Annotated in this window: 10 protein-coding genes and 1 pseudogene; 9 read left to right on the forward strand and 2 right to left on the reverse strand. The window is 46.8% G+C overall.

Annotation, left to right across the window (positions count from 1 at the left end; translation table 11 throughout):
• The first annotated feature begins 276 nt into the window (after positions 1-276).
• The 5 genes from PsAD5_RS07700 to PsAD5_RS07720 all read left to right on the forward strand — a co-directional run bounded on the left by PsAD5_RS07700 (position 277) and on the right by PsAD5_RS07720 (position 8,025).
• Positions 277-729: a MarR family transcriptional regulator gene (locus PsAD5_RS07700; protein WP_063291673.1), complete on the forward strand. Its 453-nt coding sequence runs from the start codon at positions 277-279 to the stop codon at positions 727-729.
• A gap of 116 nt (positions 730-845) precedes the next feature.
• Positions 846-1,274, forward strand: coding sequence for a hypothetical protein (locus PsAD5_RS07705; RefSeq protein ID WP_063291674.1), 429 nt, complete (start codon positions 846-848; stop codon positions 1,272-1,274).
• A 62-nt stretch (positions 1,275-1,336) separates the two neighbouring features.
• Positions 1,337-2,563, forward strand: a complete 1,227-nt coding sequence (locus tag PsAD5_RS07710) for a hypothetical protein (RefSeq protein ID WP_063291675.1) — start codon at positions 1,337-1,339, stop codon at positions 2,561-2,563.
• A 468-nt stretch (positions 2,564-3,031) separates the two neighbouring features.
• On the forward strand, positions 3,032-7,000 hold the full coding sequence (locus tag PsAD5_RS07715; RefSeq protein ID WP_153041348.1) for a tetratricopeptide repeat protein: 3,969 nt from the start codon (positions 3,032-3,034) through the stop codon (positions 6,998-7,000).
• 458 nt (positions 7,001-7,458) lie between these two features.
• Entirely contained in the window at positions 7,459-8,025 is a 567-nt protein-coding gene (locus tag PsAD5_RS07720) for a hypothetical protein (protein WP_063291677.1), read from the forward strand.
• Between the two features lie 315 nt (positions 8,026-8,340).
• On the opposite strand, the gene PsAD5_RS07725 is transcribed toward PsAD5_RS07720, so the two are convergent.
• Positions 8,341-8,658 carry a hypothetical protein gene (locus PsAD5_RS07725; protein ID WP_152986666.1) on the reverse strand — a complete coding sequence of 106 codons (318 nt, stop codon included), beginning with the start codon at positions 8,656-8,658 and terminating at the stop codon, positions 8,341-8,343.
• A gap of 51 nt (positions 8,659-8,709) precedes the next feature.
• Here PsAD5_RS07725 and PsAD5_RS07730 point away from each other — a divergent pair, with 51 nt between their 5' ends.
• Positions 8,710-9,918 (forward strand): Y-family DNA polymerase, encoded by a 1,209-nt coding sequence (locus tag PsAD5_RS07730; protein ID WP_063291678.1) that lies wholly within the window; start codon positions 8,710-8,712, stop codon positions 9,916-9,918.
• Positions 9,919-10,315: 397 nt separating this feature from the next.
• On the opposite strand, the gene PsAD5_RS07735 is transcribed toward PsAD5_RS07730, so the two are convergent.
• Positions 10,316-10,768 carry a hypothetical protein gene (locus PsAD5_RS07735; protein WP_063286975.1) on the reverse strand — a complete coding sequence of 151 codons (453 nt, stop codon included), beginning with the start codon at positions 10,766-10,768 and terminating at the stop codon, positions 10,316-10,318.
• A gap of 500 nt (positions 10,769-11,268) precedes the next feature.
• Between PsAD5_RS07735 and PsAD5_RS28000 the strand changes: the two genes are divergently transcribed.
• The 3 genes and pseudogenes from PsAD5_RS28000 to PsAD5_RS07755 form a co-directional block, all read left to right on the forward strand.
• On the forward strand, positions 11,269-11,625 hold the full coding sequence (locus PsAD5_RS28000) for a hypothetical protein (RefSeq protein ID WP_193776957.1): 357 nt from the start codon (positions 11,269-11,271) through the stop codon (positions 11,623-11,625).
• Positions 11,626-12,174: 549 nt separating this feature from the next.
• On the forward strand, positions 12,175-13,833 hold the full coding sequence (locus PsAD5_RS07745) for a DUF1963 domain-containing protein (protein WP_063291680.1): 1,659 nt from the start codon (positions 12,175-12,177) through the stop codon (positions 13,831-13,833).
• 347 nt (positions 13,834-14,180) lie between these two features.
• Positions 14,181-16,511, forward strand: a pseudogene (locus PsAD5_RS07755) (Tn3 family transposase); the annotation flags it as partial.
• Positions 16,512-16,625 lie beyond the last annotated feature (114 nt).

Raw genomic sequence — 16,625 nt, forward strand, 5'->3', positions numbered from 1 at the left:
CCCCGATCGCTGTCAAGGACAAGGGAGCTACTGCTCCCCGACCCTGAGGCCTCCCCATCCTTCCTGCAGGACTTTTGCGCCGGCACATCCGGCCCAAAAGTCATGCAAGAAGGACACGAGCTGCAAGTGCATTCCAGTGGGAGATACCCCGCCTCAGGGTCGATCCTTGACAGCGCTCTCCCCCGTTTTTGTGACGGAAGAAATGAACCGATCTGAGCGATGTTGGGAACGAACAACACCTCATTGTTTTGAAATTTGAATTTGGAGTATTTTATAGTGCAGGCCAAGTATCTTGCCGACCAGCTTTGTGAAGTCAGCACCGCTTTAGAAGATGCAGTTGTGCAAACCTATGGGGAGCTTCCAGCAAATTGCGCAGCAATCTTGCTACTTCTGCGCAGAAAAGCAGCGCCCTCTCTTGCGTACATCTCAAAGCAAGTCTGTCTCAGTCAATCCGCAACGGCAACGCTTGTCGACCGGTTAGAAGAGGGCAAGCTTGTCCGGCGTATGAAGCGTGAGGGCCGTCAAGTTAAGGTGAAGCTCACGGCCGGGGGCAAAAGAAAAGCTGATGAACTTGTCAAGTCCCGCAGGCAAGCAGCTGAAAACCTGCTGGCAAATCTCAATGAAGAACAGCGCACTGTGCTCTCAAAAACCTTCATCCAAATTATGAGCGGCATAGACCGCTCAGGCAACTTTGAGGATCTCGCCTCCTTAACGGCTGGCCGTTCTTAGCTCGCTTAGGGTGTCATTTCTCACTCAGCCGCACTCAGTCCCAAGCTCTGCGCTGTTGCAGATCACTTACCAATCCACCCATCGCAACTTGATGGATCATTCAAACGGAGATTTCCATGAAAAAGCTTTTCGTTCTTCTTGCCGCAACCATGCTCTTAGCGGCCTGCCAAACAACATCCATTCCCGTCTCATCAAAACAGCCACCTCGGGTGGTGACACAAAAATCTGTTCCAGCAGCCAAAAAGGCTGTGATCGATGCATTTGCTGGCATAGGATTTAAGGTGATCCGCAAGACCAGCAACACTGTTGTGGTCGAACAGATCCTCACCCCAAACAGCACGGAACGAAAGCAGCATGCCTCCTACAGCGATGGCATTCCACGTGCCCGTGCTGCTTTGCGCTTCAGCAGGGTTGATGGTGGTACTCAGATCACAAGTTCATTCGATATGATCACCAATCCGGGCAAAGCCAATCAAGAGAAAGTCACGCTGCTGGATAGCCCTGATGGTGCTCGCCTGCAGCGCTTGTTGGAAGGCTTGCAGTGACCACCGCGCCTCCATAATGCGTTTTTTATTCGCGAAATGAGACTTATTTTCTTGGAAGGACTATGAATAAAATGATTTTGAAGCATTCAGCAAAAGCAACTTTGAGCGCAGTAGCTATATTGTCATGCGCTCTATTAGTGAGCTGCAATCCTCTTCCTGAAGTGTCTGATGATCAACTTACAGCTCTGTTTGGCGACAAAGGCTGGAATTTTAACAGCGACCTTCAGCCATTGATTTCGGAATCAACTGAACAATGCGTGATGCTTATGGCTGGCTTGGATGTGCCGATCTATGCCGGGCTTGATGGTACTTTAATTAGTCAAGTGACGCTTGAATGCCGAAAAGATCTGCAAAAAAGGCTGAGTGACCCCGAACGAAACTCAACAGAACTTGAGCTGAAACATTTCGAGAATGCAGAACTCGCCAGGCGGATTATTGATCTGAGGGCAAGCTTGATTGAGAGAAGAAATGCCGAAATCCTTTCACAGCACAAGGAAGATCTCCAACAAGGGTTGAAGATGGTGAAAAATACACAGGACCGTCTTCCAGAAACAATCAGGCGAGTTAAAGCTGCTTGTGCAGATATCGAAAAACTAAGGGAAGAGAATAAACAAACCAAGATTCTCTATTCATTTCGTTTCAACCTACCTTCCATCTGCGAAGAAACAGAATTTTCAGCGTATCGTGACTTCCTGAATAGCGAGCAGGAAAAGCTTGCGATGGTTTTGGCCGATGAGGTGGCCCTGGGTGATCCCACGCTGCGTAATCCGTTTGACAAGCTGCGTTTGGACCGCTTCAAACGTCCGATTACGTCGGCCCTTGAAAAGGTGGTGACACTTCAGAAAGATTACTCTGTTGGTTTGGAGGAAAGGCAGGAGCGATATAACGAGCGGAAGACTTTGCTAGTTAAAGCAATCAATCAAGCACAGGCTGAGACCTTGGAACTTGGAGAGCTTTTTTCAACCTTTAAGAAGTACTGCGAAAGAAACCATTCATTTGGCAAAGCCAATGGAATAGGCAAAGCGTTCTTAGTCTACAGTGAGGTTTACCTTCCCCGCCAATGTCACGAGAAAAACTATAATCTCGCAGCCCTGAAGGAAAAACAAACCGCCTTCATAGAGGAAATAAAGAATATTTTGAAAGATCATACCCACATGAACGCTTCATATTTCCGAGTAAGAAATGACAGTGGAGTTAAGCAATATCTATCAGATAGAATAGAGCGACTTGATGATAAATTCGAAGAACTGAAGTCGGCTGTTGCGCGCAAAAAAGCGAAACGATCCTAATTTTTTGTCTCGTCGGCTGAACTGGGCCATGTAAGGTCTTACGGCATCATAAAGATGAAAATCTGTGGTGCCGTAATCTTTTGTTTTGCGGCTGTGGGAGAGTAATAAAGATTCATACCGAAAGCCCCCCTTTGCGGACCTTCATCGGCGCAAAGCATTCCTAGTAGCGGCACGACGTAGCTGACCAGTTGCGGACATTCGCCTCAGTGCAGGAGGCTCACCGGTTTTGAGTTCCTACTATTTCTGATTGCGCGCGCTTCCTGTTCCTAGTCCAAGCCAATTGAACATATTGGTGGGTTTGAATAAGGAAGTGTTTTGTTCGAGACGGTTTTGCATTGTTGTTTTTAAGATAACTTGTGGCAACCAAATGGAGTGGGGGATAATTGATACACGCATGTGTAAACATGCTTGAAGGCAAAGTCTCAATATAGCAGCTTCTTACTAAATTTTAGATGGATGGCTAACAAAATGTTTATTGAATGGTTCTTCGGGTATTGCTTAGGGAAAGGGCTAGATGGCTATCTTAAGCAATTAAATGGCTCTCCTTTTGAGCAAGACCTGAAGAAGTGTTTCGAAGACTGGCGTAAGAACCTTCCTGAGGAGATGTATTTTGCTTCAACTGCGGCTCTTTTTCCTATTTATGAGAAAGATGAATTAGGAAATCGCTCGAAGTTAAAGCTAATCGTTGAGAGAATTCAAAGTGGCACAATACCAACCGGTAGCGAGTGGCTAGATGCCTTTGAAGAACAGCGAATTTATGTGCACAATCGTTTAGGAGATGTTCAACCATTTTTTTCTGCTAAAGCCAACGATGTCGAACCACATCTTAATGTGTTGGCGCAAAATTTAGAGCGAACATTTCTGAAGCATCCAGACTTTTTTAACAAAGCTACTTGGCAACAGTTATGTAGCATAGATGAAAAAATCGGCAGTTTATCCAGAGATGGGGAGAGAGCAAGAGAAGAACATCGAGAGACCCTGAACAAACTTGACTTCTTGATAGCATCTCACGGTGCGGATCCGAAGACTATCTATGGTTCACAGTTTGGAGTTTCTAAACCCTCGGAGTTCAGTTATGTGTCACAAGTTCAGCAAGTGGCAGATAGAACGCAAGTTGATGCTTCACATCAAATCAACAGCGGCCTAAATAAGGAAATAGACGGGTACCGAGATCTTGTTAATGAAGAGCCTGCTACTGCACTAAAACTGCTGATGGGGTTGAAGGGGCGATTAAGTCACGAAACCAGCCCGAATATCAAGTTTCGGGTGAATGCCAATATTGCTGTGTGCCATCTCAATCAGGGGAAAACTGATTTAGCGGCAAAAGAATTAATCGCGGCATACGAGCTAGATCCTGAAAACCCAAAGGCCGTTGCTAACAAAGCGTTGGGACTTTTGCTATCAAAGCAAACTGCTGGCTTGCGTGAGTTTGGTACGTGTGAGCTCGCGAAGGACCCGTCTAATGTTCGGCTAGCTGGTTTTTTAATTCAGGGGATGATAGACGATGCTTCTGTCAGCGACCCATTTTCGATAATCTCTTTTGACCTTAAAGATGAGCAAGAGTTTCAAGGCCCATACATGCTCTGGCTGATGAAGAGAGGGGTTGCTTCTGAGTGGTGGGCGAGGGCTAAAACGGCCTACGAACGATTTCCAAATGATGACGAGATTGCTGAGTTGTACGCAACAGCGTTAATGGAAGAAGTTCTGTTCTCTCATGGATTTGAGTTTGGTCCAGCATTACCGCTTGAGTTAGCTGAGAAAATCGAAGTTAGTGTCGATATCTTCAGGATGCTATGGGAGAAGCTGCGTAAGGGGCATCTGTTTAAACTGAATACTGAGAGCAGTATTCCTCATAATCTTATCAACTGTCTTCGAATGCTGGGTAAGCATAAAGAAGCAGCTAAGATAGCTTCAGAGATTGTGGCGTCGTATTCTGAGCAAAATGAAGTTCGCTGTGCTGCTGCAATTGCTTTACTTGAAGATGGTCAACATGAAGAAGTTAAGAAAGCAATTGCTGGCATTGGTATAACCTCCCAAACTGCAATGCTCTCCCTTGATTTAGCAATGAGAGAGAAGGACTTTGCCGGGATAATCAGCCTCATTGGTAATCATTTGGAGTGTTTCCCAGAAGAGGAAAAAGTTGCAGCTCAAGCTGCAAGAGCAGTTGCACTGATCCAAATCTCAGAAACTGATGAAAGGGATAATCTCCTTACGAAATGCAGAAATGAGTTTGAGAATGACGTTCGTGCATGTGTAATCTTGTCTCAAGTTGCTAAAGGAGTGGGCTTTAGTGAGCATTCTAGACATTTTTATAAACGCGCTGCCGAATTAATTGAGATAGCAGACGTAAGTTTTGCCGATCGCGTAACGTTTGTAAAAGAGGCTCGAACAAGAGGGGATGCAAAGAGCATTATCAACGCTCTCTTTGGGATCGTGTCAACGCAGACAGATAGCAACGAGTTACGATTGCTAGCAGAAGCGCTAAGCTATGACTTCCCTATCCGAGCGAAAGCAGCGTCATTCTTCAAGGAACTGCCAGAAAATATACTTTGTAAAACACCTTACCAAAAATCGCTTGGTATTTTCGCTTTCAATCGCGGTGTACCAGCAGAGGCTGTCTGTCACTTCAAGGCAGTCTTTGAAGCTGAGCCAGATTTCGGTTCTTTGATTCAGCTTATTGGCACGTATCTCAAACTAGGCCAAACAGATCAGGTAGAGAAACTCATTGAAGAATGCGATTGGATAAACCTGAATGGTCAACCCACAGATAAGTTAAGCTTTTGCCAAGTGCTTGCCCAAGGCGGTAACTTTCAAAGTGCTATTGATTTTGCATATGAAGTACTGTCAGAGCATAGCGATAAGGTTGAGGTAGTTACAAAGTACTTAGGCTTAATCTTGGATCCAGAGCTAAGCAAACCATCTACCAGCAACATGACCGTTCAAGAAGGAGTTTGGGTCAAGCTTCAAGAAAACTCGGGTAAAGAGTTCTCCGCTTTGGTGGGTGAAGATCGCGACAAACCTTGGGGGCATGCAGTCAGGAGTGATAATGCGTTTATTGCAAATGCAATTGACCTAGAAGTAGGTGATAGCTTTGTGCGTCGCACTAATTTGGCTCAAGAGCAAACTTGGACTGTTGTTGAAATTAGACCTAGATGGTCGCAAGCGTTTGCTTTCTTAACTAACTCATTTAATGAAATGTTTCCCGATGCTGTAGGATTTGGCTCTTTTACTTGTCCAGATGACGATATCGAGCCAATTCTTGAGAGTCTAAAGCACCAAAGCCAAGCTCAAAGAGAATTCGCTGATTTATACCTCAAAGGAGGGATACCGCTAGCAATGGCGGCGGCGGGAAGGGTTGGTGGTGCTATACCTTTTGCGCAATATATCGCTGACATTGGAGAGGAGGTTTCGACCTGCGTAGGCTCAATGGACGAGCGTACAAGTGCATTCGAGACTATTCGGAATAACGACAGGTCTGGGGTTATTCTGGATGCGTTTACAGCATGGCGCGCCGTGCAAATGGGAATACTTTCAGTGCTGAAAAAGCAACTGGGTGAGCTTAAGATCCCATCAGTTGAGCTGAATGTAATCCGCCAAATGATTGAGAAAATGAACTTTGCTCCCAATCAAGGCCGTATAACTCTAGATTATCGAGACGGGCAATTTTATCGAACGGTGATATCCCCGCAAGATGTACAGGCTAATAGCGTTGCATTGAATAGACTACTCTCTGCAATTGAGAGTGAATGTACAGAAATAGAAGATGTAGTGCCTGATGAAGTTCCAAGCGGTTTTGATAAGCTTGTTTCTGAACCGAGTGGAGAAGCTTTACTGCCACTCTTAATTGCAGGTGAAGAACAATTGTTCTTGAGTGATGATTTTGTCCTGAGGGAATTGGGAAGACAGAATTTTCAAAATAAAGGCGTCTGGCTTCAAGCGGTTCTGATGAAAGCACTCGCCGAAAAAGAGATCTCGCTGGAAGAGTACAGTAATGCTCTGGTGTTCTTAACTGCTAGTCGACATAAGTATATTTCTTTGAATGTTGCACCATTATATTCAATTTATCAAAGGGATGATCGAGCCTTTAGCAAGCTTCAGATTGTTTCCCATTACATTGGAACTAGAGACGCTGAACCGTTTTCGCATATCCACCTCGTAGCGAACTTCACTAACATGATTTGGGCGGATAAAGAGCGAGAGATCCAGAGAGTAGAGAAGGCTAGCTCTGTTGTTTTCTGGTCGTTATTAGGAAAACATCGTGGACCGGATTGGGCAAACTGGGCGGCAGCATTGTGGACTTTCTTGGATCTACCAGCACAAAGCTTCTTTCAGCAGTGGTGTCATGGCCACTTTTTGCCGTTCTCTGAGGTCGACGATGTACTTGATGCAATGCTGAAGAGGGTGGGTGCAATGCAGCGGCTGAAAGGTACCCATTAAGAGTCTGTTTTTTTACAAGCTACCTTGCGCTGTGCTAGAGCCTGTTAAGTGTTATCTAGCATCAATGATAACTGTTGTTGCATATATCGTTGCTGTGCGCTTTAACTCTTTGAGTTTATGGAAGGTATTCTTACTCAGGTGGTGCGGTAATCCCTTATACAGACGCCTGTAACCACTCATAGAAACACTAGAGTTTCGACTATTGGCCGCTCTCACGGTCATTTGTTGCACTGTGGCACGGTGATGGCCATGCGCAGGAAGCCGACTTTGTAAAGTCTACAAAACACCAATGTGGGCATTCTCTCTGGTTTCCTGTTTAACCATCTTGTCTGCGTCTCAATTCGCAAGGGTCTAAAAGCAAACATGTTTGTAGCGGGAACGATGCTTTTCGTGCCAAAGCCAGTCTGTTCCCCCGACACAAGGCTTGAGATTTTGAGCACGTATTTATTGAGGCAATTATGTCGGAACAAAAGAGAACGGCACTTTCTGATCAAATTATGGAAGAATACCCCTCTCTAGAGGGCTTCTTGCATGATCTACACACCGACTTAACTTCAGGTTCGTGGGATTTAGTCTCTTACAGCTTTCAAACCGGATTTGAAAAGATGTGGGACGTCGTGAAGGCTGATCAAACCGATATTTTGGTAAGGCCGTTGCTTAGCCTCTGGCGACAAAGCATTGAACTCACGGTCAAGTCTTCAATTCTACTGTTAGAAGGTGAGTTCAAAGGCAAAGCTGGCCACAACCTCCTAGTTCTATTTGAACAGCTCAAGGAATCGGCTAATGACAAAGGCCTAAACGTGGACAACGAAATCACTAGGAAGGTGTCTGCACTGTTTAAAAACGCTCAGTCAGTTGATCCTTGGGCTGACAGATTTCGATATCCAACCGACAAAAAGGGCAATAAGCATGTTGGCATCAAGGTCGATCTAGATGAGCTGTTCCAAGCCCATTGGATGATGGTCACTTGGTGTGAAGGGGTGGTAGTAGAGCTGCGGGAAGAATTTGGAATCGGCCTGCCTTAGAAATCTTAAAAGTAAGAGCGATCGACAGCTGTATGTCGCAAACAGGCGAGTAATTTCGTCTATCTATAGGGCTGGTTCAACCCCTGATGGAATCGCCTGAATGACAGCTCCTGGCCCGATGCATCTCGACGTAGCCATACTCATTTCCAGTTCTCTACTCCGCAGCGGACGTCAGCAAAGTCCGCACTTCAATTATGAAATCGAACCGCGCTGACAGGCAACTTCGGATCATTGGGCGTCATTTCAGTATGATAGTTTATTACTGAGTATGGATCTTTATTACTCAGTATGAGGCTCTATTACTCACAGACAGCCCTACGTCCCTTTAACAGGTTGTATCCATGCTTCAATCAGCGAAACATACCTCAACATTTCTGTTTGTCTCTGGGTAGGATCTTGTAAAGACAAGGCTTTTTCTATCCCTATACGATACATTCGACCTTTTTCAACGTGACGCTCGATATAGACGAGCGTAGCCGTTAATTCTGGTCCCCTTGGATCTTCTTCATCGCATCTTCTCGCCGCCTGACGTAACACATCAAGTACAGCTTGAACTTTGCCTTTGTGGATCAGTTCTTCTGACCAGGAGCCCCCAAACGCGACATTTGCTAATTGTTTTTTGCGATCTGCCATGAGAACATATAAGGAACAAAGCGCATCTAAAATCAATCGGTAAAATCTGTAATGACGATCTTTCGAACCATATATATCGATATGGACGCCTTTTTCGCATCTGTAGAGCAGCAAATGGACCCGGCTTTGCGTGGGAAGCCTGTAGCCATTACGGCAGTAGATGAAAAAAGCGGATGTGTGGTAGCGGCCTCATACGAGGCAAAATCTTATTCCGTCAGGACCGGAACCCGTGTTTATGAAGCACGCAGACTGTGTCCTCAGCTGCAGTTTCGGCCAAGCCGTCATCCGCTATATGTCAAGGTCAATCAAAAAATAGCGCGTGTCGTCGATAGCATGGCTGAGCTTGAATACGTCAGATCCGTTGATGAATTTCAGGTTGCCTTAGGCGGCAAAACAGCCTCTCTCGACCAAGCACTTTCTCTCGCACGACAGATCAAAAAAGCCATAGCTACGCAGGTTGGTTCACAATTGAGGTGTTCAATTGGCATCGGCCCGAACCAACTTCTAGCAAAGATAGCGGGAAAGCTGGAAAAGCCTGATGGGCTTCAATGGTTGGCCCCTGAAAATATGCCAGACCGTTTGAGCAAGATGAAGCTGGAAGATTTGCCCGGAATCTCTCAAGGCATCAGCAAGCGCCTTTACAAGGCAAGGATCTATGACATTCCTTCGCTTTACAACCTGGACCCTCGCCATGCCAGATTGATATGGCACTCGGTGGAAGGAGAGCGCTTTGTGCGGGCGTTGCAGGGTGAGAACATCCCGCTGCAGGAAACAAAGCGAAATAGTTATGGCAATTCAAAAGTTCTGGCTCCTCAATACCGAGTTTCCAGCCAAGCAAAGTTGGTTGGCCGGTGGCTCGTGGAAAAGGCTGTTGAACGCATGAGACGCGACGGGTACTGCGCCAAACGCTTCAGCCTGCAGCTTCGGTTTTTACCATCTGGAGGATGGAGCCAAACCCAGAGCTGCGTTGCCTCACAAGACACAGCATTGTTCCTCAGCATCTACGAACATCTCTGGCAGATAATGATTAAGCGACGGCCCTACCTTGTCGGTTCAATCTCGGTCCAGCTAACAGATGTTTTGCCGCTTGCAGAACGATCCGGCGAATTGTTCAACTTTCCGGAACCTGGCAAGCCAAATCCGAACGAGAAACTGGCAACAGCCGTGGACCAAATCAACCGAAGATATAAAACTCGGCTCGTTCACTTTGGCGTAAATCAAGAACACCCCGGTTTCTTTGAAAATGGCAGCGGCAGCTGAACCAATAAGCGCACCGGCACAATGACTCAGAAAATCATTCGGAATAAGCTGGTTCAAAAGGAGGAAATCGGGCATCCTTCGGCCAACATGAGCAAACAGATTAGCAGAGTGAACGGAATGAGCTTTTTTTCAGATATTTTGCCAGTGGATGTTTCGTGCGAGCGCAGAACACTACCTGGGGCAAGAACAAGATCTGTCAAAAATCGTACGGTAAGACAGACAAACAGAGAACATTGGAATGTTCAAAAGGGTATTTACCTATTTTATGTCCAAGTGATCGATCCCTATCCGTAAACGGACATTATTAGGCACCTTACTGACAATAAAAGATAAATCGCTTAGCGTACGCCTGCGAGCAAAACTTGTTCTGGCCCCCATAAATGTCCGGTTTAGCTCACTATGACAGCGTTGGCATTCGCCAAACTTGTTCAGCGTATCGGTAGTAAAGCAATATGGCTTCAGGGGTGTTTTCTTCTGTAATTTTTACGTCGCGTTTTAGTGCCCGGCTAAGCTTAGAACAAAAACTAAGCACATTATGTAACGTAGCTTGAGATCTGATTTCTCTTGGATCGATATCAAACTCTATTTCATCTTCGATGAAAAAATGAGTATTTGCGACGGGGCCGCAAAGGTCCACCTTGAAAACATGTGCATGTTCTTTGTCATTTAATAGCCTGGAGGCAGAAGCTGGAAGTTCTGCCGATATCCCGTCGCGTTCATACGACACTCTGCCAAACTCTGCGGATAGGCTAATCAGTTTGTCCCAGTCTGATGTTGTTGTTCCACTTATTATAATATCACGAAGTGACCCATCGATTTCAAAATGTTGAGCTGCATCCTTCCACAGCATAGAAACCTCCTCTAGCCCGCACTTGATATAATCTAGCATCCGACTAAGTCCACACCCAGACGGACTGTAGCATCGGCAATAAGAGCTCCGAACCTGTGACACATCCAGCTACACTGAGCGCATAGATCCAACCACAAAGTGTTCTCGAAAGCGCCTGCAGTTACTTCAAAAAGACTTACCTCAACCTTTGGTGGAACCACTTTAAAGTCCGCTCCTGGCCCTCCTCCCCAATCTAAAAACGTTAGTTCATAGCTGAGTTTATTGTCTTCACTATTAGTGTTACTTGTTTCTTCATGAATCAAAAAATCAAGCAATGTGATGAATGCGAAAGCCCATATTTTGATGAGGCCTCAGAAATGATGAGTATATGCAACGAATGCTCGAATGTTCTGTTCGGGTACCCTCTTTGCGATCATGAATTTCGAGAAGGGGCATGTGTCAAATGTGGATGGGATGGTTCACGCTCCAAATATATTGCTTACCTACTTTGGCGTCACAACATGTCTGATGAGGAACTGTCAGACGAGTTGCACCAGCTAGATGCAAAATTTAAAAAACTTCCACGGTTTCGTGAGATTACAAAGGAAGTCACCGCTCTTTTCCCGAATGAGCCTCAAATAACTTTGTTGTATTGTGAATGGGTGATGGAGGAGTATGCAGAAACTCCAGACGGTTTTATGAATTTGGTGGTATTACTGAATAGCGAGACTGTATCGAAAATTGGGGTGCCAACTGTTGTTGAGGAGCCGGTTGAACTCGGCAGGTTGCAATCGGTTTATGACTATTTGAAAACTGCCACTCCTAGCCAAAAACGCCAACTGGAAATCGCCCTAGAACGTCAGAACGGCGCACATTAAGAATTTGCCTTTAACCACTCTTTGTCGTTGTAGGAGCCTTGCTCCATACTGAGGTAAGCAAATACCTGCGAAGCAAGTTAACGTTCAAAAATTATGCGCACTTCCCATCAGCCTTATTGGTCTATCCTGAAATTACTGACCGGCTGGAGATGCGATCGACCAATGGACTACATGTAGCAGGTTCAACTCCTAATAGAACCGCTTGGATGTCCGCAGTTGGCCCCCTGCGAACCAGGGCCTCCATTCGCCCGCTGGAGCGGCTTGCGGGTGCCAAACTCGGCCGGTCAATAGTTCCAACCAGAGGGCGAGCAGCACCATTATGCAAAAGAAGCAGCTGCTGATTGCGAAAACACTCGCTTACTCAAATCAATCGGTCTAGCCATAAAGCTTCGATAGGGAACATTTTGTCCCTTCAGTTCAACATATAATAGAGATGCAAATAAGTTTCTCAGGCTGGCGCAAGGTTTAAGCAACAAGATTTCAATTAAAATCCCAACGCATTCAGCTGCGCCTTAGCAGCCTACTCCAGAATAAACAAGCTTATGGCATATGAGTGAAGAGCAGATTATCGAAGACTATCTTTCAAAGAACACTCTGCCGACTGTCTTTATTGAACATAGCTTGCATAGGAATGCATCGTCTCTCACTTTTTTGGGCGGGTGGCCTGTTGCAACACCAGAGTTGGAATGGCCTGGAGATACCGGTGAAGACGGAAAATATGCTCATAGCTTTTTAGGACAGATCAACCTTAGTGATCTCCCCACGCTACCCTATGAATTTAGCAGGGATGGTATCCTTTACTTCTTTGTCCACCCCCATGGATTAGAGGATGAACCTGAGGGATGGTATCTTTCTCAATTAGAACAAGCAATCAAATCAGGCGATGAAGATAAAATCAAAGAGGCACAAACCAGCCTAGACCAAAAACCTCGCACGGTTTGCGTCGTGCATGGTCCAGTACCAACCGAGCCTATTGAGGTGCACCCCTGTAAGTCCAACCTCACGCCGAGCAAAGACAGTTTCCTTTTTGATAATGAATTGGTGAGACGAAGCCAAAGCTTTGAAGATGGGGCTTACCGAAAGGTCCCAGTGGAGCTTGTGAAAGGCGACAGTTTTATTGAACCGAGCTTTCCAGTTCCAGAGGGATTACCGGATTCAATATTTGATGCTGTCTCTGAATGTAGCAGTGCGGCAAGGCGTAGTGCATACACACTGCACTTTGGTGAAGAAATTGCTCAGGACGCATTTTCTAATTCAGCGGAGCAAATCCCTCTAACCAGTATACTCACGGGTTTACCCGACTGGTCCCTAGTCCACCCAGTTTTCGACCAGCTCATCTTTGGGGGAGGTTACGATAAACTCGACACAAATGTTGCCCTCCATTGGCCGCAGACTTGGCAGATGGTAACAGAGTTTAATCACGAGCTATTGGAGGACTATCAACGTAGTATCAACCTGAGGCGACACGACTATTGGGAAAGCAAAACACCTACACAACTGACGGCACACGCAAAGGAAATTGAAAAACATTTTCTTGCTCAGGTAGTGACCCTCGCTGAGATGGCGGCTGAACACCAACCAATGGAGTTGGTGAACGAAAGCGACAGACGATCCATTCGACTACTCGTTTCAGAGACCTACAGGGAAATACATCTGGAATGGCATGTACTAATGAAGCAAAATTCGGATAAGGCCGCCCGAACGCAAGTAGGTGAAGCTAAAGCTCGTCTTTTCAAAGCGTTGCGTTCCTTTAAAGAAAAAAGAGAATGGGACTTTTCTCCGAACGTGTATACGCGGTTTGATATGGCCAAGCGCGAGCAACTTGATTATGAAACCGCAAATACCACGCGGCGAAGTATTCTATTGTCTATACGACATGCTCTTAAGAAACTCGTTTCACTTCAGCACCCGACGGTGAATGCCTACCTATATCAGCAATCCCAGCAGGGTCTACCAAGCTGCGCTCCTCACATCAGGGCTTTTCCCAGAGTCTCAAGCAATCCACACCAAATGTTTGGCTATGGGTTCGATGTGCAAGGTGCTGTAGAGCGCCGTAACACTGCAAATTATCTCATGTTGCTCCAGTTGGAGGATGACAAAGAGATGGGTTTGGGCTGTCTGGGTGGTAGCTTGCAAATCTGGATGAGACCTGAAGATGTCAAGGCAGGTCGCTGGGATTTGGCGGAATGGAACTATGACTGCACTTAGCAATCCGAGGTTACAGATCCATCTAGGCTATTGACAAGTGAGATGCCGTACGTCAGCCGCAAACCTGGATCATCCAGCAAAATCGCTTATGTGTTAAGATCACAACGAAAAGGCTCTATGGGCCATTGTTTAGCAGTTTAGCAAAGTTGATCTCAACTGCTGGCTGAAAGGCCCCAATGGCAGCTTTTGGCCCTGGATGCTGGCAAAGGTTTCTCAGTTGCCTGAGCTTTCGCGCCGCAGCGAAGGTCAGCAAAGTCCGCTAAGCCCTCGTCAGTATGATACTATATTCCTCAGTATGAATCTTTATTACTGAGTATGGCACTTTATTACTCTCCTACATTTCACGCCTGAAAGATGATTTCGGCGGGGCTACGCTGGACAACATTCTGGCCGCAACTGAACGCCTTCAGTTTGTTGAAGGCTTACAGCTTCCAGAACATGTTCTTAAGGAGGTTGAGCGCTCCTTCATTGACCAGCTCGTGCGACGGGTGAGTGCAGAAACGGCTTCGCAGATGCGTAGACACAGCGTTGAGCGCCGATTAGGCCTGTTCGCTCTTTATCTGATAGTCCGCAAGTCCCAGATGATTGATCGGGTGATTGACCTTCTGGTGGAACAGATCCATCGGATCAATGCAAAATCAAAGCGCAAGGTGATTAAGGACATTAGCCGTGAAATCGAGAAGGTTCACGGTAAGGAGCGCTTGCTGGCAGAGATTGCCGTGGCCTCCATGGAACACCCGGAGGGGCGGATCTGTAATGTGATCTATCCGGTCGCCGGGTAGCAGAAACTATCAACGATTGTCAAGGAGTACCGCTCAAAAGGAACTCTGGATCGTCAAATTCAGTTTGTGATGCGTGGGTCATATGCCTCACATTATCGCCGCATGCTACCACTGCTTCTTTCTGTCCTGGAATTCAGATCCAACAACGCAGCCTGGCGCGCTGTGCTAGAGGGATTGACCTGTATTACGAAGCTGCATAAGGCAGGCAAGCGGTTTGCTTCTGAGGATGATGTTCCGATAGAAGCCATTCCAACTAAATGGCGTGGCAGCGTGATTGATGACAAAGGCCGCGTGAATGTGATTTCCTTTGAACTGTACCTCCTGACCCAGTTGCGTGAGCGAATTCGTGCCAAGGAAATCTGGGTAGTGGGAGCAGATCGTTATCGAAATCCGGATGCAGACCTGCCAAAGGATTTTGCCGAGCGCCACGACACATATTATGCGGGGCTGAAGTTGACACGAGATGCAGAAGCATTTGTGTCTGAAGTCAGAAAGACATTGGAGGATGAGCTACGTCAGCTCAATGCATCCCTGCCTCACAATGACAAGGTCAGGCTGCGTTGGACCGGCAAGAACCGGATCTCTGTCAGTCCGTTTGAACCTGCGCCGGAACCCAAAGGGCTGGTCTCTTTAAAAGCGCAAATCACTCGTCAATGGCCGATGACGGGACTATTGGATACGCTTAAAGAAGCTGCCCTTGGAACTGGATACTTGGACCGCTGTGAGACCTCTGCAAGTCGTGAGGTGCTGGCTCGCAATGTCCGTGATCAGCGATTGTTACTTTGCCTTTACGGCCTTGGCACAAATGCAGGCCTCAAACGTATTGCCGGTGGTCTCGCCGATATCAGCTATGAGGAGTTGTTGCGTGTGCGCCGCAACTATATTCATCCGGCCGCTTTAAGGGCTGCCTGTGCCCGCGTAGCTGATGCTACTTTGGCAATCCGCAATCCTGTCATCTGGGGTGAAGCCGGGACAGCTTGTGCAGCAGATAGCACGAAGTTTGGAGCTTGGGATAGGAACCTCATGAGCGAGTGGCATGCTCGTTACGGCGGCAGAGGTGTGATGATCTACTGGCATGTGGAACGGCAGGCAACCTGTATCTATTCTCAGCTAAAACGCTGTTCATCCTCTGAAGTTGCTGCCATGATTGAGGGTGTTTTGCGCCATTGCACTGACATGGAGATCCAGCGTCAGTATGTGGATAGCCATGGTCAAAGCGTTGTCGGCTTTGCGTTCTGTCATCTGCTGGGATTTGAGCTTGCTCCACGCCTTAAGGCGATCAGTCGGCAGAAGCTGGCATTGCCTTCAAATGCGATGCGCGGTGAACTTGGCAACCTGCTGCCGATCTTGTCCAGCGCCATCAACTGGGAGGAGATTGCCCGCCAGTATGACGAAATGGTCAAGTACGCAGCTGCCATGCAGCACAGAACCGCAGATCCAGAAGCAATTTTACGCCGCTTTGCCCGCTCCGAAGTTATGCACCCAACCTATAAAGCGCTGGCTGAACTGGGTCGAGCTATCAAGACAATTTTCTTGTGCCGATATCTGCGCTCTGAAAAATATCGTCGCGAAATCAACGAAGGGCTCAATGTGGTGGAGAACTGGAACAGCGCCAACGGCTTTGTATTCTTCGGCAAGGGCGGGGAGATTGCTAGTAACCGCATTGAAGATCAGGAGATCTCGGCCCTGTCTCTGCACCTGTTGCAGGCCTCGCTGGTTTACGTCAACACCCGCATGGTGCAATCAGTGCTTTCAGATCCTGTTTGGGCTGGCCGACTTGCCGCAGAAGATTACCGAGGTCTGACACCGCTGATATACAGTCACATCAACCCTTATGGCCGTTTTGAGCTTGATCTGGAACAGCGCATAGACTTTGAAAGTAAGCTGGCTGCATGACTAGGTGCTATTTTGAGTATACTCAAAATACGATCTCGAATGAACACCAAATGCACATAGATCCATGTTCATTTTGGGTATAATATGTGTTAGTGAACAGAAATGGCTCATGGC

Source organism: Pseudovibrio sp. Ad5 (assembly GCF_001623095.1).
Lineage (GTDB): Bacteria > Pseudomonadota > Alphaproteobacteria > Rhizobiales > Stappiaceae > Pseudovibrio.